Origin of the sequence: Cytobacillus spartinae (assembly GCF_042865285.1) — a bacterium.
GTDB lineage: Bacteria > Bacillota > Bacilli > Bacillales > Cytobacillaceae > Robertmurraya_A > Robertmurraya_A spartinae.
In genome coordinates this window covers 100,822-122,071 of record NZ_JBIACK010000008.1, presented here as the reverse complement: position 1 = coordinate 122,071, position 21,250 = coordinate 100,822, and the positions used below count along the sequence as shown (strand labels likewise).

Annotated in this window: 25 protein-coding genes; 18 read left to right on the top strand and 7 right to left on the bottom strand. The window is 36.5% G+C overall.

The genetic code is table 11. The annotated features are described in order from the left end of the window. The first annotated feature begins 29 nt into the window (after positions 1 to 29). The 5 genes from ACFYKX_RS16180 to ACFYKX_RS16160 all read left to right on the top strand — a co-directional run bounded on the left by ACFYKX_RS16180 (position 30) and on the right by ACFYKX_RS16160 (position 5,861). Positions 30 to 887, top strand: coding sequence for an amidohydrolase family protein (locus ACFYKX_RS16180; protein WP_389362100.1), 858 nt, complete (start codon positions 30 to 32; stop codon positions 885 to 887). Positions 888 to 981: 94 nt separating this feature from the next. Beyond that, positions 982 to 1,839 (top strand): DegV family protein, encoded by an 858-nt coding sequence (locus ACFYKX_RS16175; RefSeq protein WP_389362099.1) that lies wholly within the window; start codon positions 982 to 984, stop codon positions 1,837 to 1,839. A 272-nt stretch (positions 1,840 to 2,111) separates the two neighbouring features. After that, positions 2,112 to 2,771, top strand: a complete 660-nt coding sequence (locus ACFYKX_RS16170) for an HD domain-containing protein (RefSeq protein WP_389362207.1) — start codon at positions 2,112 to 2,114, stop codon at positions 2,769 to 2,771. Further along, positions 2,752 to 4,635, top strand: a complete 1,884-nt coding sequence (locus ACFYKX_RS16165; protein WP_389362098.1) for an ABC-F family ATP-binding cassette domain-containing protein — start codon at positions 2,752 to 2,754, stop codon at positions 4,633 to 4,635. The genes ACFYKX_RS16170 and ACFYKX_RS16165 overlap by 20 nt, the downstream gene beginning before the upstream one ends. Positions 4,636 to 4,730: 95 nt before the next feature. Then, a complete protein-coding gene (locus ACFYKX_RS16160; RefSeq protein WP_389362097.1) occupies positions 4,731 to 5,861 on the top strand; it encodes a conserved virulence factor C family protein in 1,131 nt (376 codons plus the stop codon). A 31-nt stretch (positions 5,862 to 5,892) separates the two neighbouring features. On the opposite strand, the gene ACFYKX_RS16155 is transcribed toward ACFYKX_RS16160, so the two are convergent. Next, positions 5,893 to 6,723, bottom strand: a complete 831-nt coding sequence (locus tag ACFYKX_RS16155) for a polysaccharide deacetylase family protein (RefSeq protein WP_389362096.1) — start codon at positions 6,721 to 6,723, stop codon at positions 5,893 to 5,895. A 276-nt stretch (positions 6,724 to 6,999) separates the two neighbouring features. On the opposite strand from ACFYKX_RS16155, the gene ilvD reads away from it, so the two are divergent. The 5 genes from ilvD (at position 7,000) to ACFYKX_RS16130 (ending at position 12,671) form a co-directional block, all read left to right on the top strand. Then, the gene (gene ilvD, locus ACFYKX_RS16150) at positions 7,000 to 8,682 is read left to right on the top strand and encodes a dihydroxy-acid dehydratase (RefSeq protein ID WP_389362095.1); all 1,683 of its coding nucleotides are present in this window, start codon (positions 7,000 to 7,002) and stop codon (positions 8,680 to 8,682) included. Between the two features lie 567 nt (positions 8,683 to 9,249). After that, positions 9,250 to 9,681, top strand: coding sequence for a BrxA/BrxB family bacilliredoxin (locus ACFYKX_RS16145; RefSeq protein WP_389362094.1), 432 nt, complete (start codon positions 9,250 to 9,252; stop codon positions 9,679 to 9,681). An 87-nt stretch (positions 9,682 to 9,768) separates the two neighbouring features. Then, entirely contained in the window at positions 9,769 to 10,542 is a 774-nt protein-coding gene (locus ACFYKX_RS16140) for a class I SAM-dependent methyltransferase (RefSeq protein ID WP_389362093.1), read from the top strand. A 331-nt stretch (positions 10,543 to 10,873) separates the two neighbouring features. Continuing rightward, entirely contained in the window at positions 10,874 to 12,055 is a 1,182-nt protein-coding gene (locus ACFYKX_RS16135; protein WP_389362092.1) for an LL-diaminopimelate aminotransferase, read from the top strand. Positions 12,056 to 12,098: 43 nt separating this feature from the next. Continuing rightward, positions 12,099 to 12,671, top strand: coding sequence for a YpjP family protein (locus tag ACFYKX_RS16130; protein WP_389362091.1), 573 nt, complete (start codon positions 12,099 to 12,101; stop codon positions 12,669 to 12,671). Positions 12,672 to 12,870: 199 nt separating this feature from the next. Here the strand turns inward: ACFYKX_RS16130 and ACFYKX_RS16125 are convergent, their stop codons facing one another. After that, positions 12,871 to 13,251 carry a GIY-YIG nuclease family protein gene (locus ACFYKX_RS16125; RefSeq protein ID WP_389362206.1) on the bottom strand — a complete coding sequence of 127 codons (381 nt, stop codon included), beginning with the start codon at positions 13,249 to 13,251 and terminating at the stop codon, positions 12,871 to 12,873. Positions 13,252 to 13,302: 51 nt separating this feature from the next. Here ACFYKX_RS16125 and ACFYKX_RS16120 point away from each other — a divergent pair, with 51 nt between their 5' ends. The 4 genes from ACFYKX_RS16120 (at position 13,303) to ACFYKX_RS16105 (ending at position 16,173) form a co-directional block, all read left to right on the top strand. After that, entirely contained in the window at positions 13,303 to 14,004 is a 702-nt protein-coding gene (locus ACFYKX_RS16120; RefSeq protein ID WP_389362090.1) for an anthrax toxin lethal factor-related metalloendopeptidase, read from the top strand. A 94-nt stretch (positions 14,005 to 14,098) separates the two neighbouring features. Next, positions 14,099 to 14,893 (top strand): thymidylate synthase, encoded by a 795-nt coding sequence (locus tag ACFYKX_RS16115; RefSeq protein ID WP_389362089.1) that lies wholly within the window; start codon positions 14,099 to 14,101, stop codon positions 14,891 to 14,893. After that, complete coding sequence (locus ACFYKX_RS16110; RefSeq protein WP_389362088.1) at positions 14,890 to 15,378, top strand: dihydrofolate reductase; 489 nt, start codon at positions 14,890 to 14,892, stop codon at positions 15,376 to 15,378. Before ACFYKX_RS16115 ends, ACFYKX_RS16110 begins: the two co-directional genes overlap by 4 nt. 81 nt (positions 15,379 to 15,459) lie before the next feature. Continuing rightward, complete coding sequence (locus ACFYKX_RS16105; RefSeq protein WP_389362087.1) at positions 15,460 to 16,173, top strand: lysophospholipid acyltransferase family protein; 714 nt, start codon at positions 15,460 to 15,462, stop codon at positions 16,171 to 16,173. Positions 16,174 to 16,205: 32 nt separating this feature from the next. On the opposite strand, the gene trhA is transcribed toward ACFYKX_RS16105, so the two are convergent. Next, complete coding sequence (gene trhA / locus ACFYKX_RS16100; protein ID WP_389362086.1) at positions 16,206 to 16,829, bottom strand: PAQR family membrane homeostasis protein TrhA; 624 nt, start codon at positions 16,827 to 16,829, stop codon at positions 16,206 to 16,208. 80 nt (positions 16,830 to 16,909) lie between these two features. After that, positions 16,910 to 17,146, bottom strand: a complete 237-nt coding sequence (locus ACFYKX_RS16095; protein ID WP_389362085.1) for a hypothetical protein — start codon at positions 17,144 to 17,146, stop codon at positions 16,910 to 16,912. 166 nt (positions 17,147 to 17,312) lie between these two features. On the opposite strand from ACFYKX_RS16095, the gene ilvA reads away from it, so the two are divergent. The 3 genes from ilvA to tatC all read left to right on the top strand — a co-directional run bounded on the left by ilvA (position 17,313) and on the right by tatC (position 19,834). Beyond that, on the top strand, positions 17,313 to 18,581 hold the full coding sequence (ilvA, locus tag ACFYKX_RS16090; RefSeq protein ID WP_389362084.1) for a threonine ammonia-lyase IlvA: 1,269 nt from the start codon (positions 17,313 to 17,315) through the stop codon (positions 18,579 to 18,581). A 205-nt stretch (positions 18,582 to 18,786) separates the two neighbouring features. Then, positions 18,787 to 18,981 (top strand): twin-arginine translocase TatA/TatE family subunit, encoded by a 195-nt coding sequence (locus tag ACFYKX_RS16085; RefSeq protein WP_389362083.1) that lies wholly within the window; start codon positions 18,787 to 18,789, stop codon positions 18,979 to 18,981. Between the two features lie 85 nt (positions 18,982 to 19,066). Next, positions 19,067 to 19,834: a twin-arginine translocase subunit TatC gene (gene tatC / locus ACFYKX_RS16080; protein WP_389362082.1), complete on the top strand. Its 768-nt coding sequence runs from the start codon at positions 19,067 to 19,069 to the stop codon at positions 19,832 to 19,834. 70 nt (positions 19,835 to 19,904) lie between these two features. Here the strand turns inward: tatC and ACFYKX_RS16075 are convergent, their stop codons facing one another. Genes ACFYKX_RS16075 through ACFYKX_RS16065 form a run of 3 tightly spaced genes read right to left on the bottom strand, consistent with a single transcriptional unit; the run spans position 19,905 to position 20,994 of the window. Then, positions 19,905 to 20,501, bottom strand: a complete 597-nt coding sequence (locus ACFYKX_RS16075; protein ID WP_389362081.1) for a class D sortase — start codon at positions 20,499 to 20,501, stop codon at positions 19,905 to 19,907. Between the two features lie 2 nt (positions 20,502 to 20,503). After that, positions 20,504 to 20,635 carry an anti-repressor SinI family protein gene (locus tag ACFYKX_RS16070; protein ID WP_389362080.1) on the bottom strand — a complete coding sequence of 44 codons (132 nt, stop codon included), beginning with the start codon at positions 20,633 to 20,635 and terminating at the stop codon, positions 20,504 to 20,506. After that, positions 20,635 to 20,994, bottom strand: a complete 360-nt coding sequence (locus ACFYKX_RS16065; protein ID WP_389362079.1) for a helix-turn-helix domain-containing protein — start codon at positions 20,992 to 20,994, stop codon at positions 20,635 to 20,637. The genes ACFYKX_RS16070 and ACFYKX_RS16065 overlap by 1 nt, the downstream gene beginning before the upstream one ends. A 112-nt stretch (positions 20,995 to 21,106) precedes the next feature. On the opposite strand from ACFYKX_RS16065, the gene ACFYKX_RS16060 reads away from it, so the two are divergent. Further along, positions 21,107 to 21,244, top strand: a complete 138-nt coding sequence (locus tag ACFYKX_RS16060) for a hypothetical protein (RefSeq protein WP_389362078.1) — start codon at positions 21,107 to 21,109, stop codon at positions 21,242 to 21,244. The last annotated feature ends 6 nt before the right edge of the window (positions 21,245 to 21,250 follow it).

Genomic DNA, 21,250 nt, shown 5'->3' with positions numbered 1-21,250 from the left:
TAATCATAGAGGCATTCAAGGAGAGACGAATGAAAATCATTGATGCACATTTACACTACTCAGACATTAAATCTTTTCATGAAACGGCAAATACCATTTCTTTTGTAGATTACTCTTATAAGGGGATTATCAAAGAGTATGAAGAGGCAAATGTTGTACTCGGAATTGCAATGGGATTAACAGAAACAAACGGGATGGGATTTCCTGACAACAATGCCGAAACCCCAATGGGATTAGACTTAGAGGCTATGGTACCCGAAAATATCGTGTATTGTGCGGGTATCAATCCCTACAATCTAGATGCTGAGGCCTTTGAAAGACTTGAGAAGGAGGTTCAGAAGCCGAATGTTGTGGGTATTAAAATCTACCTCGGATACTATCCATTTTATGCCTATGATGAAGTATACGAGCCGGTTTATAAACTGGCTGAAAAATGGGGACTACCGGTCGTTTTCCATACTGGTGATACTTACTCCGAAAGAGGACTGTTAAAGTATTCTCATCCAATGGCAATTGATGAAGTGGCCGTTAAACATAGAAAAGTTAATTTTATGATGGCACACTTTGGTGACCCGTGGACATTGACTGGTGCCGAGATTGTATACAAAAATTCAAATGTATATGCTGATTTATCTGGTCTCATTGTTGGAACAGAGAGAGAATTATTGAAGCGGAGTCAAGGGCGGTTTTTAGACCATTTACGTCATGCTATAGAGTTTTCTGATGCATATGACAAACTTATCTTTGGAACAGATTGGCCATTGATTCCCGTAGGACCATACATTGAGTTTATTAAGGACTTGATTCCTAGTGAATTCCATGAAGATGTTTTTTACAATAATGCACTAAAGATTTTTCCTAAAATAAGACCACTTTTAAGATCGTAAATCATTTGTTATTAGGCATGGCTATGTTTTTATAAAAATATAGCCATGTTTTTATACTCTTTTAATATACATAGATAAAAAGGGGGAAAAGCATTTGAAGAAAGTAGCTTGGGTTACCGATAGTACTGCATCTTTAGATGAAGATTTAAAGAATCATCCGGATCTTTATACCATTCCGATGTCAATTCTACTAGATGATGAGCAATTTTTAGATAATGTTGATTTAACTCCAGAACAACTGTTTCAACGATTAAAGACTCTAAAAACCCCACCTAAAACATCACAACCGTCTGTTGGAGAATTTAAACAGTTATACGACAAACTAGCGGAAGATTATGAGATGATTTGTTCTATTTTAATATCTTCCAAATTAAGTGGAACCGTTTCATCGAGTGAGCAAGCCTCACAACTAGTTGATATCCCTGTAACAACGATAGATTCAAAGATACTATCCTATCCACTTTCTGTTCAAATTAAAAAAGGAATGGAATGGGTTACAGAGGGGTGTAGTTTGGAGACCGTTAAGGATCGAATTGAGAGATTAAGAGAAACGCATGAAACATACGTAATTGTAGGTAGTCTTGATCAGCTTCATAGAAGTGGTAGGATGTCAGGTCTTCAATTTTTCCTAGGTAGCATGCTTAACATAAAGCCAATTATTTCAATTCGAGATGGTGCACTTGAAGCGAAGGAAAAAATCAGAAGTGAGAAAAAAGCAAAAGATAAAATGATTGAATATTTACAGCACTCCTACGAAAAGTATAAATTTGAGGATGCGTATCTTTTATATGGGCTTCATATAAGTCAGGCAACCGAATGGATGGAAGAGTTAAAAGAGATTTTTCCTAATATCAATTTTTCTTGCTACCCACTGGGAGCAGCGGTAGGGGTTCATGCAGGTGAAAACACGATTGGTATTAGCTGGTATAATGGATTAAACGAAAAGTGCTAAGTGTAGCACTTTTTTGTTTTGTTGGAGTAGACAGGGCCGTTAAAATGAAAAAGAGACTGCTGAGTATTGATTGCCGATAAAGTAAAAAAAGTGGCCGGTATATTTAGAATCTTGCCGATAAAAGAGAAAAGTTGCTGAAATAATTTATTCCTCGCCGATATTTGATCAAAACTCGCCGATATGAGGCTTAGCAGACTTCCACGGCAGGAAAAAGAGCGATTTACCCCTGAACATGTTAAAATAAGAGTCGTATATGGAAGAGGGTGGACAAGATCGGAAATATCATTGAGGTAACAGAAGCATTTGTGAAACAATCATTAGAAGAAGATTCAACAGGTCATGATTGGTTTCATATTGAACGGGTTCGACGTAACGCGTTAACAATTAGTGAGAATGAACAAAAGGGAAACTCTTTTATTATAGAAATGGCATCTCTTCTACATGATATTCCAGACGAGAAGCTAAATGAGTCGGCAGAGGCAGGGAAAGAGAAGCTTCAAAGCTTTTTAAATACTCTTCCGTTAAAAGAAAGTGAAAAAGAGCATATTACAGAAATTATATTTTCAATATCCTTTAAGGGTGGAAATGGACAAACGTTAGCTTCCGTCGAAGCTGAAGTCGTGCAGGATGCTGATCGATTAGATGCAATTGGAGCCATCGGAATCGCAAGAGCGTTTGCATATGGTGGTAAAAAAGGAAATCCGATCTATCATCCAGATTTTGAAGTGCGAGAAAATATGACGTTGGAAGAATATAGAGGAGGGAAGTCGTCCTCTATCCATCACTTTTATGAAAAGCTTTTAAAACTAAAAGATCAATTAAATACACATACAGCAAAGAAAATGGCAGATAAGCGGCATGATTTTATGGAACTATTTTTAAAAGAATTTTACAATGACTGGAATGGAAAAGATGAAAACAATCTCGATTGAAAATGTCACAAAAACATATGGTGAAAAGACTTTATTTAACGATCTCTCATTTGCAATCTCCGAGAAGGAACGTGTTGGATTAATAGGTGTCAACGGTACAGGCAAATCATCTCTATTAAAAATTGTAGCAGGAGTTGACTTACCAGATTCAGGAGAACTAACAGCTCCAAAAGACTATAAAATAGCTTATTCTGCTCAAAATCCAGATTTAAATCCTGAATTAACCGTTTTAGAACAAGTATTTGAAGGAGATGCTCCAATCTTAAAGGTTATGCGAGATTATGAACGTGTTCTTCTTCAATTAAACGATTCACCGAATGACACTGGATTGCATGATAAGCTATTTGAGTTGCAAAAGAAAATGGATGCGATGAATGGATGGGATGCAAGTACTAATGCAAAGACCATCCTATCAAAGTTAGGAATTGAAGATTATAACAAGTTAGTTGGAAGTCTGTCTGGTGGACAGAAGAAACGTGTTGCACTCGCGCAAGTATTAATCCAAGAGCCAGATCTGCTTATTTTGGACGAGCCTACCAATCATTTGGATTATGAATCGGTTAAGTGGTTGGAAGAGTACCTAGGGCGTTATCGTGGCGCACTTTTACTGGTAACGCATGATCGTTATTTCCTTGACAGAGTTACTAATCGAATTTTTGAATTAGATGGCGGAAATTTATATAGCTATAAGGGAAATTATGCTGCATTTCTTGAAGCGAAAGCCATTCGTGAAGAAAACGAAGCAGCAACTCTTGATAAACAGAGAAATCTTTATAGACGTGAGCTTGAGTGGATTCGTCGTGGCGCAAAGGCTAGGACAACCAAGCAAAAAGCCCGTATTCAAAGATTTGATAAACTAGATGATCAAATTTCTAGCGTCAAAACGACGGAGAAGTTGGATATGTCTTTGAGTGGAAGCAGACTTGGTAAGCAGGTTTTCGAACTTAAGGATGCTTGCAAGTCATATGGCTCACAACCCATTCTAGACCACTTTAATCTACTGGTTAAGCCTGGTGACAGACTAGGGGTAATTGGGAAAAATGGAACTGGAAAATCCACTCTTCTAAATGTCTTAACAGGTAAAATTCCGTTAGATTCAGGAGAGCTCGTCATTGGTCAAACGGTAAAAGTAGCATACTATACGCAAGAAACAGAAGATATGGATGAAAATAAACGAATGATTGAGTACCTAAAGGAAACAGCTGAAATGGTTAGCACATCAGATGGGAAAACGATTTCCGTTGCACAAATGTTAGAGCGTTTTCTGTTTCCTTCTTTTACACATGGTACGCCGATTCGTAAACTATCCGGTGGTGAAAAACGTCGCCTCTATTTATTAAAAATACTTCTAACGGAGCCCAATGTGTTAATTCTAGATGAGCCTACGAATGACCTAGATACACAGACACTAACGGTTTTAGAAGATTATTTGGAGGAGTTCCCTGGAGTCGTTATTACGGTTTCACATGATCGTTACTTCTTAGATAAGGTTGCTGAGCAATTACTGATCTTAAAGGGTAATGGGGACATAGAGTCTTATTATGGAAATTATACCGAGTTTCTAGAAACTCAAACAGAGAAACCAGCAGCAAAACCAATTGCGGACGAGCCTCAAAAAGAAATCGAGCAAGAGAAACCAAAAAAGAAAAAAATGTCCTACAAAGAAAAACTAGAATGGGAATCGATTGACGACGACATCGCAAAGGTAGAATCCCGATTAGAAGAAATAGCTGTGGAAATGACGAAAACAGGTAGTAACTTTGAAAAGGCTCATGAGCTTATGAAAGAAGAAACGGACTTAAACGAAAAGTTAGAGTATTTAATCGAGAGATGGAGTTACCTGTCTGAAATAGCTGAAAGCTAATCGGTAAGCATGGTTTGTGATGTGCATAGTAAGTTATGTTAAAATCTTAATAATGATTAAACATAAAAATTACTCCAATGACAGAAGGTGAACCAATGAAGATTAAATCAATAGAACCTACTCCCAGTCCGAACACAATGAAAATTAATTTGAACGAAGAGCTTCCAATGGGGTCCAGTAATAACTATAAAAAGGAAACAGCTGAAGGTGCTCCTAAAGTGATTCAAGATATTCTCCAAGTTGAAGGCATTAAAGGTGTATACCATGTTGCAGACTTTTTAGCAGTTGAGAGAAATGCAAAATACGACTGGAAAGATCTTTTACCACAGGTCCGATTAGCGTTTGGAGAAGAAGCGGGTAACCAAGGATCAAGTGAAACAGAACTAAATGAACATTTTGGTGAAATCAAAGTACTTGTACAAATGTACAAAGGGATTCCAATGCAAGTGAAATTAACTGATGGATCTGAAGAAAAGCGCTTTGGTCTGCCTGATGCGTTTGTAAAAGCGGTTGGAGAAGTCCAAGATCCAAGTGACAACATCGTTGTTGCAAGAAAATGGAAAGAGCATGGCGTCCGATATGGTGATTTTGAACAAGTTGGAAATGATGTAGTAGAGGAATTGCTTGCTGCTTATCCGGAGGAGAGAATAAATGATTTAATTGCTCAAGCTAAAAGCCCAGATCAGTCAGCAGTGGCCAAGCAAGCACGTCAAAAGATGAAAGTGACAATTGAGGATTTAAATGACCCTGATTGGAGAAAGCGATATCAGCTTTTAGAACAAATGGAGGACCCAACAGTTGAAGACCTCCCATTACTCGATCAGGCACTTCAAGACGAAAAGGCCTCAATTAGAAGACTGGCAACGGTGTACCTTGGGATGATCGAAGATAAGCAAGTTCTACCCTATCTTTATAAAGCTTTAAAAGATAAAACGGTAACAGTGAGACGAACTGCAGGTGATTGCTTATCAGACCTAGGGTTTGAAGAAGCAATGGATGAAATGATGGCAGCTTTGAAAGATGATAGTAAGCTTGTTCGATGGAGAGCAGCTATGTTTTTATATGAGGTTGGAGATGAGCGAGCACTTTCTGCATTAAAGGCTGCAGAAGATGATCCAGAATTTGAAGTAAGCATGCAAATTCGACTCGCTATTGAGAGAATTGAGCACGGTGAGGAAGCAAAAGGCTCTGTTTGGAAACAGATGACGGAAGCAAGGAAACAATAAGTACATGAAAAAACTAATCCATAAAACTGGATTAGTTTTTTATTTTGAATTGCAATGGTTTGTCGTTAGTGGTTATGGCTCTAAAGGAATAACCCATTTCACTTAGTTTTGTAATGATAGTAGGCAAAGCTTTTACGGTAATCTCTGTATCATGGAGCAAGATAACAGGAACAATATCCTTCTCTTTTAAATCTGATACTTGTTTAATGACGGTATTCACGAGTTGGTCAGGAGACTGATTCTTGGGACCCCAATCCATACTATCTACATTCCAATCCCACATGATATAACCTGCACCATCTAAATTTGTTTTTTGCTTAAGTGTTAAGTGAGGAAAACTCCCGAATGGCACACGAATAAGGGATATCTTTTCACCGACTACTGTCTGAATGGCTTCGTTACATAAATCCATTTCGTTAACAGGAGCAACATCGTTTGCATAGAATTGATCTACTTTATGTGTGACCCCATGACATGCTAACGAGTGGCTACCGTTTTTTACGGATCTAACAATCTCAGGAAATTTATTAATATTTCCTTGAAGCATAAAAAAGGTAGATTTTATTCCATTTTGATTAAGAATGTCTAGAATCGGTTCTGTATGTCTAGTTGGTCCATCATCAAAGGTTAAATACAAATGCGGGTCGGTACTTTTAAACTCATGAATTTCTTTATATGTAATATTAATAATTTTAGTAGAATGCGTTCGTATTTTAGATTCTTCTACTGCTGATTCTATAGTCTTAGCTTCAGCTTTTTCTTCTATTAATAAAACATCCTGTAAAAAAGTAGAAGATAGAAAAATGATAAAAGTTAAGCTAACGAGTGTGAGGAATAGAGTATATCGTTTTGTGCCAATCATTCTTAGGTCTTACTCCCCTTCATATTCTTGTGTTGGTTTTATAGGAATATAATAGGATTTATAATGCTTTCCTTGTGTTTTTTAAATAAATATTTCTATTATCTTAGTACTATATCATCATATGACAAAACTTTACAGAATTATAGGGAAAATTGTCACATATTGAAAAAGAATTTTATAGAAAGAAATTTCAAAAAAATATTTTTTGTGAAAATTATTGAAATTTTCGCACAAAACCTCTATATTGAAAAGAAATCAATTCTGGAGGGATTTAAAGTGACAAAGGATTTAAGGATAAAAAGCCAAGTATTTAGCGATGAAAAAAGAGCGCCTAACCGTGCGATGCTAAGAGCTGTTGGTTTTACAGATGAGGATTTTTTGAAGCCTCAAGTTGGAATTGCAAGTACATGGAGCGAAGTCACTCCTTGTAATATACATATTAATGAGTTAGCAGTAAGGGCAAAACAAGGTGCGAAGGAAGCTGGAGCTGCACCATTAATTTTTAATACGATTACGGTATCGGATGGGATTTCCATGGGAACAGAGGGCATGAGGTATTCTCTTCCGAGTCGTGATTTAATTGCTGACTCGATTGAAACGGTAGTAGGCGGAGAAAGTCTTGATGGATTTGTAGCCATTGGTGGTTGTGACAAAAATATGCCAGGATGTATGATGGCGATTGCTAGAATGAATCTTCCTTCCGTGTTTGTATACGGAGGTACGATTAAACCAGGTAAATTAGAAGGAAAAGATCTAGATATCGTTTCGGTTTTTGAAGGTGTTGGACAGTACAATAGTGGTGCGATTGATAGTCAGGAGTTAACCAAAATCGAGTGTCATGCATGTCCAGGCGCAGGTTCATGTGGTGGAATGTATACTGCAAACACAATGGCTAGTGCAATTGAAGCACTTGGTATGAGCCTTCCAGGTAGCTCCTCAAACCCTGCTGAAACAGATGAGAAACGTAATGATTGTTTTGATGCTGGTCAAGCGGTTTACCACTTGCTAGAGAAGAATATTCGTCCACGAGATATCCTAACTAAGGAAGCTTTTGAAAATGCAATTACGGTGGTAATGGCTCTAGGTGGATCAACAAATGCAATTCTGCATTTAATGGCCATTGCCCATTCGGCAGATGTTGACTTAAGTCTTGAAGACTTTAATAAACTTCAAAAGAAGGTTCCACACATTGCTGATTTAAAGCCAAGTGGAAAGTATGTCATGCAGGACTTACACGACGTTGGTGGGGTAACAGCTGTGATGAAGCTATTACTTAAAGAAGGATATTTACATGGAGATTGTTTAACGGTAACAGGTAAAACTCTTGCTGAAAATTTAGCTGAAGCAGAGGATTTAAAAGAGGGCCAAAAAGTGATCCTTCCATTAGATCAGCCACTACGTGCAAATGGACCATTAGTGGTTTTAAAAGGAAACCTAGCTCCAGAAGGCGCTGTTGCTAAAGTTTCTGGTTTAAAGGTTACCAGGATAACCGGCCCAGCAAAGGTTTTTGATGATGAAGAATCTGCTACAAAAGCTATTTTAGCCGATGAAATTGTAGAGGGGGATGTAGTTGTCATTCGCTATGAAGGGCCAAAAGGTGGTCCTGGAATGCCAGAAATGCTTTCTATTACAGGGATTCTAGTAGGTAAGGGTCTAGGAGATACTGTCGCACTGTTGACAGATGGCCGCTTCTCTGGAGGCTCACATGGATTCGTAATCGGACATATTGCCCCAGAAGCTCAGGTCGGTGGACCAATTGCTTTAATTCAAAACGGTGACATCGTTACGATAAATAGTGAAGAACAAATTTTGAATGTTGAAGTATCCGATGAAGAATTTGAAGAAAGAAGAAAGAGTTGGACCCCACCTCCACTACTTGAAAGAGGCTACTTAGCCAAATACTCAAGACTAGTGTCGTCAGCATCAAAAGGGGCAGTTACGGATTATTTTGAGGAGTAATTGGTGTGTGATTTTGGTTGGGGAAACCGTATGAGTTTAATCAACTAACCTACGAATTATAAAAATATGCAGGGTGTCGGTCGGGATGGGTAGGCTGACACCCTGATTTTTGTTATTTTGAGTTTTGGAGGTGTCAAAGGAGGTTTTTCAAACCGTGATTCCTGTGATTTGGGGTTTTGGCGGTGTCAAAGAAGGTTTTTGAAACCATGATTCCTGTGATTTTGGATTTTGGCGGTGTCAAAGGAGGTTTTTGAAACCGTGATTCCTGTGATTTTAGGTTTTGGAGGCGTCAAAGGAGGTTTTTGAAACCACGATTCCTGTAACTTTGGGTTTTGATGGTGTCAAAGAAGGTTTCTGACACCATGATTTACTGGAATAAGAAGATATCGTGTCAACAGGGATCCCACCCACCCATCATATATACATTAAGTTATCCAATTTTTAAAAATCTAATCCGAACCCGAAAATACTGATTAAAACCAATCCGGTCTTCCTCGCACTAAAATTGCATAAGATATAGTATTTATAGTATGCTTACATTGCAAAATAGTTTTGGGAGGGATCGCTATGTCTATGGCATATGAAGAATATATGAGACAAATGGTTAAACCAATGCGTCAAGAACTAGTTCAAGCTGGGTTTAAAGAATTATTAACAGAAGATGAAGTTGAGCAGTTTATGGAAAATGCAGAAGGAACAACACTAGTAGTAGTTAACTCCGTTTGCGGATGTGCAGCTGGACTTGCTCGTCCTGCAGCAACTCAAGCTGTTTTACGTTCTGAAAACAAACCTGATCATTTAGTAACCGTTTTTGCTGGGCAAGATAAAGAAGCTACGGCAAAAATGCGTGAATACTTTAATGATATCCCACCTTCTTCTCCATCTATGGCGTTATTAAAAGGGAAAGAAGTTGTCCATTTTATCCACCGTCACGACATTGAAGGAAATTCTATGGAAGCAATTATGGAGAATTTATCTTCTGCTTTTGAAGCAAAATAACGACCAATAGGATGTCATTTGACGTCCTTTTTCTATGCTTGTATTTCCATTTTCAAAGCTTAAAAATTACTTTCTATAGGTGAAAATATGTTTGTTACAACAGCTGGACGCACGGATCAAATCATGATCGAGAAGGCAAATGAAATTGCCCAGCAATTGCAAATTGAATATGTACATAGAAGAAAACGCTCTATCCCTACTTTGCAACAGTTAAGGTCCGATAGTTGTATTGTAGTTGGTAAGGAAAGGCTAGAGTTATATCCCTTGGGTTTTAATGAACCATTTTTCTTTCATCCTAACTCTGCTATGTTTCGTATCAAACGACTTCAAGCTGGTGAGCATGATCCTTTTATTGAAGCAACCAATCTAAGTCTAGGAAAAGAATTTTTGGATTGTACATTAGGCTTAGCATCTGACAGTATAGTTGCGAGCTTCGTTATAGGAAGTAGAGGGACGGTTGTAGGAGTAGAGGGTAATGAATATTTGTCCTACCTTGTAAAAGTAGGGTTAAAGCAATGGGATTCAGGAATTTCCGCTATGAATGAAGCGATGAATAGAATTCAAGTAGAGCATGGAAATTCTTTAAACATGTTAAAAACAATGAAAGATAATAGTTTTGACTGTGTATATTTTGACCCGATGTTTGAAGAAAATATTGTTGAGTCGGATGGAATTAAAGGTTTAACAAACTTGGCATTGTATGAAGAAATAACAGAAGAGTATATCAATGAGGCACTCAGAGTAGCTAGAGAGAGAATTGTTTTGAAAGATCATTTCCGGAGCAATCGATTTGAGAAGTTCTCTTTCAAAGTGTTAAAAAGAAAGACCGCAAAGTTTCATTTTGGCATACTTAAAAAATAACGCAGAAAGGATCATGACCTCTCTGCGTTATATGTAGGTGTTAATCTGCAATACCAAGATAGACAAAATACCCCAACATTACCAGACAACCTATAACAACCACTAACGTCCAATCCATCTAACTCACCCTTCCACTTTTATTATAGTACTTTCCCCGCTTCCACTATTTTAATCGTATTTATATTTGATTTTTTGTTGGTCTGTTTGGAACAGGAAATTTGTAAATAATTTTTAAAAACTAATCTACTCATAAGTTATGTTTGCTTTTGGTATTTTAGTAAAAAAAGAGTATAATATTTAATAAGATTAGAAGGTTGATGGAGGAACTAGAATGAACATCTCTATGTCAAGACGTATGAATGCTTTTCAAGAAAGCATCTTTACGGAATTAGCGCAACTTAAAAAGTCAAAAATTTCTGAAGGCAACGATATGATTGATTTAAGTATCGGCAGCCCGGACCTTCCACCTCCACCTTTTATTGTGAATGAACTAGTAAATTCTGTACAAGACCCTGCACTATACGGATATTCGTTAAAGGGAACCTCTGAGTTTCAGCAAGCTGTCAGTAAATATTACATGCGGGAATATTCCGTTCAGTTAGATAGTGAGGAAGAAGTCTTACTATTAATGGGATCTCAGGATGGTCTTGTGCACCTTCCGATGGCACTTTGTAATCCTGGAGACTACATTTTGGTACCTGATCCAGGTTATACGGCCTATGCTGCAGGAGTTGCAATGGCTGATGCTGAACTATACCCAATGCCTTTGAAAAAAGAACATTCATTCTTACCGGATTTTACCAACATTCCTACAGAAGTTTGTCAAAAAGCTAAATTGATGATTTTGAATTGTCCTGGAAATCCTGTTCCGGCAATGGCAACACAAGCCTTTTTTGAACAAGCGGTTGAGTTTGCAAGGGAACACAATATTGTCATCTTACACGACTTTGCCTATTCAGAACTTTATTATAATAAAAAGCCAATTAGCTTTTTATCAATAGAGGGAGCTAAAGACGTTGGGATTGAAATGAATTCATTGTCAAAAAGCTTCAATATGGCAGGCTGTCGAGTTGCATATGCAATAGGAAACAAAAGAATCTTAAAAATGCTCGGGGATTTAAAGTCTAATTTAGACTATGGAGTTTTTTATCCAATTCAAGCTGCTGCTAGTAAGGCACTACTTGATGAATCTCCTTTTTTAGAGGAAAACCGTCTGATTTATAAACATAGAAGAGATTTACTAGTAGACGGATTCCATCAATTAGGGTGGAACATAACTTCACCACTTGCATCCATGTTTATTTGGGCAGAAGTCCCTGAAGGTTATACATCTAAAGAGTTTACGCTAAAGCTTCTACACGAAGCAAATGTAGTTGTAACCCCAGGAACAGCGTTTGGTACATGGGGAGAGGGGTATGTAAGAATTGCGCTTGTACAGCCAGAAGAAAGATTGAAGCTGGCATTATCAAATATGAAAAAGAGTCAGATCTTTTCAAATAGTGTTGGTGTTTAAATATAGTTTATTGGTTTAAGTATGGATGAAAGGAAAGAATACTATGCCTAAATGGTTACAAAAATCATTCGTCGTCCTAATCACAATCTTAACATTCGGATTAATCTCACCATCTCATATTTTATTAAATGATGTTAGTGCTGAAAAAGCTGAAAAACGAGATGCACTCGAATCTGAATCATCAAAACTTTTACTAGAAAATCAAATTGATAAAACCGATATAGTCAAACAATTAGTAACAGAAGCAGAACAACAGTCTTACATAAAATTCGGAAGTAGAATTAAACCAGTTATTGAAGATGAATTTAGAGATATTATACTTCCAGAAATTGAAAAAGTGATTGAGGTTGTAGCTTCTAACTATCCCGAAGAGGACTTAAGTAGATTAACCATTACTGAGATTCCTAGTGGTGGAAACTCTGAAAAGATTTTTAATATTTATGACCATGTTAAAAAGCAGGATATCATTCGCTTTCATGTGAGAAAGGATCATCCTCCACAAGAGGGATATTGGTTTAATTTCCATTATCATACTTTTGAGGATCAATTCCAGGGGCATCATCATTTAGGCTCTATTTATTGGGATAAAAATACTCCTCCACAATGGATGAGTTAATGGTAAGGGACACAGGGCTTTCTGTGTCTCTTTTACTAGGTAAGAAAGTATAAGTGTTTTCAAGTTAGATTGGTGTCTAGCTCCAGCGCCTAGCGCCTAGTAAACTTCACCCCATCTCCTTACGATAAGTCAACATCGAATCGCTACGCTCTCCGTGTTTCCTTTATCTCATACGATGGGGCTCCAGTTTATACGGCGCTTAGCAAGGCGCTTGCGCTTTTCTTAAATAAATCAAATGTGAGAAGCATCTACAATCTGAAGATCCAAACCCCTTAATAGGATATACTCCACCCACTTGTTTCCTTAATTTCTCAGCTAGCAAGCACTCACCGATTGTATGTTCATATGTTATAATTTTAGTAATAGACCCGAACGGACGTATGTAGTCGAAGTGCCATCTTATTGTTTTTTCTAGTTGTAAGTGCCTATTAATTCTTGCTTGAATATTTTTCTTCGCACTTCCAACATAAATATATGTGCCTTCCTTCAAATGAAAGTGACCCAGTTTTCCGACGGTTATTGCCGCAGCTTGATCAATTTTTAAATGAACGGCATAAAGAGTGTGTAACGGATTTATCATTTCTCTCAAACTATAAACCTCCTAAACATAAAAATTGAAGGGTGAAATGTTATGCGAAAAGGAATTCTAATTTTAATTGTATGTATAACATCCTTATTCCTCTTAGGGAATTCTCAAGCCGACATGGGAGGGATCCCTTTAAAGAGCTTTCCAAATCAATCTGAATTAAAGCTGAACCTAAGCTTACAATCAAAGCATTTGATTGAGGAACTGATTGTTGTACCAAAGGAACCTTTTGACCAACTAGAAGCTGCTTCTATGATAGCACGTATTGATTTATTACCTCAGTCTCTATTAGCGAAATTGAATGAAAATGATATAAAAGTAGAATTGTTTGTTGGAAAATTAACAGACAACCCAACAGCTGATCATCTAAAAGGAATCATTCCTAGAGGATATAAGTCAAAGAAAAAGTGGGATCATGTTCCTGGGATTGGTGGAGGAAAGACTGTTTTAGTGAAGGTAGGACATAGTGAAAAAGGCCAAGGGCATGGATCGGTAAATTTAGAATTACATGAACTAGCTCATTCGGTGGAGCGCCATGTATATAAGGAGCTTCGTCATAACGGAAATTTTCTGAATGTTTGGAATGCCGAAAAATACAGTCTTTTTCCAGACAGAGATTATTTTTTAACATTTCCTGAGGAATATTTTGCAGAAACCTTTGCCATGTTCTATGTAGGACTGGAGTCTCGTCTACTATTAAAGGAGAAAGCTCCTTTAACTTATGAATTTATTAATAACCTAAAATAGATCTATATTAATTGTGAAAATATATTCAATAGTTTTTAGCCTTTATTTTTGATAAAATAAAAACAGTATTTTTCAAAAAGGGGCGGTTGAGCACATGAAACAATATTTACAACTGTGTGAGCATGTACTACAAAATGGTGTTAAGAAAGAAGATCGTACGGGAACTGGTACACTAAGTACATTTGGTTACCAAATGCGGTTCAATTTAAAGGACGGTTTTCCTTTAGTTACAACTAAGAAGTTACACCTGAAATCAATTATCCATGAACTGTTATGGTTCTTAAATGGTGATACAAATGTAAAATATTTACAAGATAATGGTGTTCGTATATGGAATGAATGGGCTGACGATGATGGGAATTTAGGTCCAGTATATGGCCATCAATGGAGATCTTGGACAACTTCAGATGGAAGCACCGTTGACCAGATTACACAGTTGATTGAGCAAATTAAAACCAATCCTGATTCAAGACGTCTAATTGTAAACGCTTGGAATGTAGGGGATATTGAGAAAATGGCATTACCGCCATGCCACTGTCTATTCCAATTCCATGTTTCAAACGGTAAATTATCTTGTCAGCTTTATCAACGTTCAGCAGATGTATTCTTAGGAGTTCCATTTAATATTGCATCTTATGCATTGTTGACGATGATGGTTGCACAAGTGTGCGATCTAGAGCCAGGAGAATTCGTTCATACCTTTGGAGATGTTCATATCTATCAGAATCATTTAGAGCAAGTCACGATGCAAATAACGAGAGATCCACACCCATTACCAACATTAAAGATTAACCCTGATGTAAAAGATATCTTTAGCTTTAAATATGAAGATTTTGAGCTAGTAGATTACACAGCTCATCCTCATATTAAAGGAGTCGTAAGTGTATGATTTCACTAATTTGGGCAATGGATGAAAACCGAGTAATTGGCAAAGATAATAAGCTTCCTTGGCATATTCCAGGGGATTTAAAATTTTTCAAGCGCGTTACAATGGGACATCCAGTCGCAATGGGACGTAAAACATATGAATCGATCGGGCGAACTTTACCTGGGAGAGAAAACATTATTGTAACAAGAGACTCGAATTATTCGGTCGAAGGTTGCACCACTTTAAATAGCGTTGAAGAGTTAATTTCTTATAGTAAGGCACAAAAGGACGAAGAGTTTTTTGTAATCGGTGGAGCGGAAATATTTAAAGCAATTTTTCCAAAAGCAGATCGACTCTATATTACAAAGATTCATCATACGTTTGAAGGAGATACGTTCTTTCCAGAATTCAATCTTGATGAGTGGAACCTTGTGTCAACGGAACAGGGCATTAAGGATGAAAAAAATCCATATGATTATGAATTTCTCATTTATAATAGGAAGTGACTCTAATAAAGCAGTCGTTACTACGGCTGCTTTATTTTTGGGTTTGAATTGAAACTGATTTTACAACAATTGGAGGAACACATGATTCGACTAGTAACTTGTTTTTTATTTATGTGTAGTTATTTAGTATACAGCCTTCCTACCTTATCGAGGATGAAGGAGCTGGACAAAGAAATTCCAGTAGGGGAAAGAGACCGTATCATTCATAAAATGCCGAAAAGATGGTCTAGGCTAATTATGAAAATTACTGGTGCTGATATCCAAATAAAAGGACAAGAGCTTTTGCCTGAAGGTCCTGTCGTTTTTATTAGTAATCATGAAGGGAATTTTGATATCCCTACTTTATTGGGGTATGTTGATAAACCGTTTGGATTCATTTCTAAAATTGAAGTGAAAAAGGTGCCTATCATCTCTTCTTGGATGGAAGTGTTAAATTGTGTATTTATGGATCGAAAAGATCGACGCCAGGCAATCAAATCGATTAGAGATGGTGTGGAATTACTTAAAGAAGGTCATTCCATCTTGATATTTCCAGAGGGAACAAGAACGAAGGGTGGACCTGTGGGAGAATTTAAATCAGGTAGTTTTCGTTTGGCTAAGGATAGTCAGGTTCCGATTGTTCCAATCAGCATACAAGGGACATCTGATGTCTTTGAAAAGAATGGAAGACTAATAAAGCCTGCAAAAATAAAAGTAACGATTTGTCCACCTGTTGATTCCCATCTAAGCGAGAATGTGGATATTAAAGACTTAGCTGTTCAAGTACGACAAATCATAGTAGACCATATGGACTAATTAAAAATCCCCCTGAACGAAGGGGGATTTTTCTATACATAAAACAGAACACAAAAATACATAGAAGCGCTTCCTGCTATAACAAATAAATGCCAAATTGCATGGAAATAAGGTATCTTTTGAAACACATAAAAAACAGATCCTAACGTATAAAGAATACCACCCACAAACAACAGCATAAATCCTGAATTTCCTAAAATGGAGTATAAAGGCTTAATTCCTATAATAATGAGCCATCCCATAATTACATAAATAATGGTAGACAGAACAATAAATTTCTTTACAAAAAAGAATTTAAAAATAACGCCTAAAACGGCTAGCCCCCACACGATTCCAAATAATGTCCATCCAAGACCACCCCGTATGGAAACCAGAACAAATGGTGTATAGGTTCCTGCTATAAGCAGGTAAATGGCGGAATGATCCATAATTTCAAAGAAATCTTTTGCTTTCTTATGTTGAATGCTATGGAGTAGGGTTGAAAACAGGTAAAGCAGCAACATGGTTACCCCAAATATGGTAAAGCTAACAACTCTCCAAGGGTCACCAGTCTTTGCTGCAAAGACAATTAAAATAACTAAGGCCGGTATGCTTAATAGGAAACCAATCCCATGAGTAATTGAGTTAGCAATTTCTTCTTTTATTGAAAAGGTCATACTTTTTCCTCCCTATACTACTGTTTATCATTTTAATGTAATAAAGGAAGAAAAACAATGATTCAAACTGGAGTCACTAATTAAACCTTTGCGTTGTTTAAATAGTCGGTAAACGAACTAATCATGTGATGAAACTCAGCTTTATCACAAAATTCATCTTCATTAAAGTTGGTTTGGATCCAGTTAATTAATTCGACCGGACTGTTAAAAAACTCTCCACTCGTATCGCTTTTCCTTACCATGTAACGCCCATTATCTTCGTCTAAAGTCACCTCGACTGGAAGTGCTCCATCAGGAACATTTAATAAAAATTCCACTTTCATTCCCCCAATACAATCATATTTGGATTATTATATGTAGTTTTTTTAATTATAAAACCGACAAAAGTTTGAAAAATATAAATTTTTTGATAATGGTATTGAAATGAAAATAGTACGTGGTATAATGTACAAATTAAATAACGGATAGAAATGAGGGAATGATATGGAACAGAAGACAATGAAGAGAAAATGGGTGCAATTAGAAGATATTTTAATTGCCTATCAGCACTTAAAAGATATCGTTGCTCATACACCGTTACAAAAAAATGAACGGTTATCCGAAAAATACGAATGCAATGTGTACTTAAAAAGGGAAGACTTGCAACACGTCCGTTCCTTTAAGCTCCGCGGTGCTTTTTACAAAATGAAATCATTAGGCGAAGAAACACTGAAAAAAGGTGTTGTATGTGCAAGTGCGGGAAATCATGCTCAAGGAGTAGCATTTGCATGTAGGCATCTTAATGTACATGGTAAGATCTTCATGCCTTCTACCACACCGAAACAAAAAGTGAGTCAAGTTGAGCTGTTTGGAAGAGGATTCGTAGACATCATCCTCGTTGGCGATACATTTGATGATTCATACTTTCAAGCAGTTGCATGTGCAGAAAAGGAAAATCGATCTTTTATCCATCCCTTTGATGATGAACTTATTATCTCAGGACAAGGTACAGTAGCAGTAGAAGTCTTAAATGATTGTGAGGAACATGTGGATTTTGTCTTCGCCAGTATCGGTGGAGGAGGATTGATGGCGGGGTTGAGTACCTACATAAAAAGTATCTCTCCAAATACTAAAATGATTGGTGTAGAACCAGAGGGTGCACCATCGATGAAAGAATCCTTCCTAAATAAATCGGTTACTCCACTTATGGATATTGATAAATTTATTGACGGTGCTGCAGTAAAATGCGTAGGGAGTAAAACCTTTGATACATGCTTTGAATTATTGGACGACATTTTATTAGTTCCTGAAGGAAAAGTGTGTACATCTATTTTAGAACTGTATAATGAACATGCGATTGTTGCCGAGCCAGCAGGGGCAATGCCAATTGCTGCTCTTGATTTATATAAAGAAGAGATAAAGGGTAAAAATATTGTTTGTGTCATCAGTGGAGGGAATAACGATATAAGCAGAATGCAAGAAATCAAAGAACGCTCTCTACTTTATGAAGGATTACTATATTATTTTATCGTTAATTTCCCGCAAAGAGCAGGTGCACTTAGAGAATTCTTGGATGGAGTACTAGGTCCGACAGATGATATTACAAGATTTGAGTACACGAAGAAAAATAACAAAGAAAATGGTCCGGCTCTCGTAGGCATTGAGCTTCAAAGGAAAGAGAACTACGAAGATTTAATCAGCAGGCTTAATAAAAAAGGATTTTCATATAAAGAAGTAAATAAAGATAGCAACCTCTTTCATTTACTCATATAGGACCTGTGATAAAACATTAAGAATCTTCGATGAAATAAGTCACAAATAGAAAATGTAATAGAAATTTGTGAAATTCTTATGAACATTTCAGATTCCTTCCCCAAACCTCTAAAAAAGTACTATAATCATAGTAGATGAATAGATTTCAAACTTAAATGAAATTTATTCAGGCTGCAATGTGAAATCATAAAAGGGGATGTAATACATGTTATCTAATATCGGAGTTCCTGGTTTAATATTAATTCTTGTTTTAGCTTTAATCATATTTGGCCCTAAAAAGTTACCAGAGATTGGTCGTGCATTCGGTCAAACGTTACGCGAATTTAAAAAGTCAACTCGTGAATTAACAAGCGACGTTATGGATGATTTTGAAGAAGAAAAGAAAAAAGCGACTAAATAAGTGTGAGATTCTTATCTTGCACTTTTTTTCTTTAAGTTTTCAACTTACACACTTTAAAAACATCGATTAATGGTAGGGGAAAGTTATGGAAGATAAAGAGTTGAATCTAGTCGATCATTTAGATGAGCTAAGAAAACGTCTAATTATATCGGTTGGGGCTTTTCTAATATTTTTTGTTATTGGATTTATATATGTAAAAGACATTTATAGTTGGCTTGTACGTGATCTGGATGTGAAATTAATCGTCCTTGGGCCAAGTGATATCATTTGGGTATATTTCATGCTGGCAACAGTTATTGCTATTGCTGGAACCATTCCAATACTAGCACTACAAATATGGTTGTTTGTAAAACCAGCTTTAAAGCCTGTAGAAAGAAAAATTTCATTGGCTTATATCCCAGCATTATTTATGCTATTTTTAGCAGGATTAAGCTTTGGGTACTTTGTCATTTTTCCTACAGTCTTGAATTTCTTAGTTGAACTTAGTGGAGATATGCTTGTAACGAACTTTACGGCAGAAAAATATTTCAAATTTATCATGAACATGACACTGCCTTTCGGGGTGCTGTTCGAATTACCAGTTGTTACGATGTTCTTAACATCACTAGGAATCATTAATCCTTATGTACTACAGAAAATAAGAAAGTACGCTTATTTTATCTTGATTGTAGTAGCGATCATTATATCACCACCTGACTTTATGTCTGACGTGTTAGTAACGATTCCTTTGCTATTCCTTTATGAGATTAGCATAAACTTATCGAAGGTTGTTTATAAACGTAAGTTGAAGAAACAAGCGGAATGGGAAGATGAGTTTGATGATGAAGATGAGGATACTTCAGAGGTAAGTTAATATTTTATTAACAAATAAATATTTATTAAGAAATAAAAGACTGGCTTCAGAGATAATAAGTTCTCTAAAGTCAGTCTTTATTTTCTTTTATAGGTAAGGCATTAATGACATATCGTTGTGGTGCATCTCCTAGGTATGAAAAGGGATAACACGTTGTTACAGTTAATACATCATTAGGTGCCGTAGACCTAATTACGGTTCGGTCATCTGCCTCTACGATTTTCATTTCATGGATGATATAAGAAAAGTGACCGTATGGAAGTTTAACCGTAAATATATCGCCTATTTCGAGCTCACCCATTCTTCTAAAAACTGTATCACGATGACCTGATAGGAGAATCTGGTCATTTTGTAACGGATAGGCAGTCCCCTTATAATGGCCAACCCCTTTTTCAAGCTCGTCTTCATCTGTTCCTTCTATAATAGGGAGCTCTGCACCTATTTTAGGTATTTCTAGTACTCCGACAACTTCACCTTGTTTTGGATTGAACTCTTTTTTTATAGTTTCAGTATTAGATTGCTGAAGTGGTTGGTTCTCAGATACGATATCTTTAGCTATTTTAATGCTTTCTTCTTGTTGTTGTTTTGTTTGTGCAAATTGGAGTCCACCATAGCCAATAAGAAGTAATCCGCTAATGAGAATGATAAACGCCGCATATTTTAGCACGATCAGTTTTCGCTTTCTTTCATTGTTGTTTTAAGAAATTGAGTAACTTCTTCTTGAGTTAACCCTAAATCCTTTGCAGCTTGAACCAATAGTATCCATTCTTGATCCAATGTCATTCTTTCAATCGTATCCATTAGGAATCCCCCTTCGTTTTCTTCATTTCTGGCCTTTTCTGCCACTTCTTAAATTTAGAAAAATCAAGATAGCTTTTAAATTCATCCTTACTAATACCTGAATCAATTGCCTTCTTAATAAGTGTTAACCACTCATCATCTAATTTTTTTTCTATCTCGCTCTTCTCTTCTCCCAGTAAATACTCAATACTCGTTTCTAAAGTAGAAGCAATTTTAGATAAGAATTGTAAGGAAGGATTTTTCTGTACATCTCTCTCTATGTAGCTTAAATAAGACTTTGACACCCCTGCGATCCTAGCAAGTTCTGTTATGGAATAGCCTTTCTTTAACCTTAGCTCCTTGATTCGTTCACCTACCATTTTTATTCTCCTTTTGTTCTTCATAAAGAAAGTTATTTTTCACTATACGTACATTATATAGAACTTTTTTGTTCATTAAAAAAGACAAAATAGTAAGAAAAAAAGAGGTATAGTGAAAAAACAAGAGATATCTGTTCTTTATAACGAAAAAACGGCTATTTTTGGTATTTTTCAAAATAATTCGTTTGGCTTATACTCAAGTTGTGAGTTCGGTAAAACGAACAAAGAGATCGAAGTACTTAACAACTAGTTTTTG

Coding starts and splice junctions, on each gene's coding strand:
- ACFYKX_RS16180 (WP_389362100.1), top strand. CDS start 30: ATGAAAATCATTGATGCACATTTACACTACTCAGACATTAAATCTTTT.
- ACFYKX_RS16165 (WP_389362098.1), top strand. CDS start 2,752: ATGAAAACAATCTCGATTGAAAATGTCACAAAAACATATGGTGAAAAG.
- ACFYKX_RS16160 (WP_389362097.1), top strand. CDS start 4,731: ATGAAGATTAAATCAATAGAACCTACTCCCAGTCCGAACACAATGAAA.
- ACFYKX_RS16155 (WP_389362096.1), bottom strand. CDS start 6,723: ATGATTGGCACAAAACGATATACTCTATTCCTCACACTCGTTAGCTTA.
- ACFYKX_RS16145 (WP_389362094.1), top strand. CDS start 9,250: ATGTCTATGGCATATGAAGAATATATGAGACAAATGGTTAAACCAATG.
- ACFYKX_RS16140 (WP_389362093.1), top strand. CDS start 9,769: ATGTTTGTTACAACAGCTGGACGCACGGATCAAATCATGATCGAGAAG.
- ACFYKX_RS16135 (WP_389362092.1), top strand. CDS start 10,874: ATGAACATCTCTATGTCAAGACGTATGAATGCTTTTCAAGAAAGCATC.
- ACFYKX_RS16130 (WP_389362091.1), top strand. CDS start 12,099: ATGCCTAAATGGTTACAAAAATCATTCGTCGTCCTAATCACAATCTTA.
- ACFYKX_RS16125 (WP_389362206.1), bottom strand. CDS start 13,251: ATGATAAATCCGTTACACACTCTTTATGCCGTTCATTTAAAAATTGAT.
- ACFYKX_RS16120 (WP_389362090.1), top strand. CDS start 13,303: ATGCGAAAAGGAATTCTAATTTTAATTGTATGTATAACATCCTTATTC.
- ACFYKX_RS16115 (WP_389362089.1), top strand. CDS start 14,099: ATGAAACAATATTTACAACTGTGTGAGCATGTACTACAAAATGGTGTT.
- ACFYKX_RS16110 (WP_389362088.1), top strand. CDS start 14,890: ATGATTTCACTAATTTGGGCAATGGATGAAAACCGAGTAATTGGCAAA.
- ACFYKX_RS16105 (WP_389362087.1), top strand. CDS start 15,460: ATGATTCGACTAGTAACTTGTTTTTTATTTATGTGTAGTTATTTAGTA.
- trhA (WP_389362086.1), bottom strand. CDS start 16,829: ATGACCTTTTCAATAAAAGAAGAAATTGCTAACTCAATTACTCATGGG.
- ilvA (WP_389362084.1), top strand. CDS start 17,313: ATGGAACAGAAGACAATGAAGAGAAAATGGGTGCAATTAGAAGATATT.
- ACFYKX_RS16085 (WP_389362083.1), top strand. CDS start 18,787: ATGTTATCTAATATCGGAGTTCCTGGTTTAATATTAATTCTTGTTTTA.
- tatC (WP_389362082.1), top strand. CDS start 19,067: ATGGAAGATAAAGAGTTGAATCTAGTCGATCATTTAGATGAGCTAAGA.
- ACFYKX_RS16070 (WP_389362080.1), bottom strand. CDS start 20,635: ATGGATACGATTGAAAGAATGACATTGGATCAAGAATGGATACTATTG.
- ACFYKX_RS16065 (WP_389362079.1), bottom strand. CDS start 20,994: ATGGTAGGTGAACGAATCAAGGAGCTAAGGTTAAAGAAAGGCTATTCC.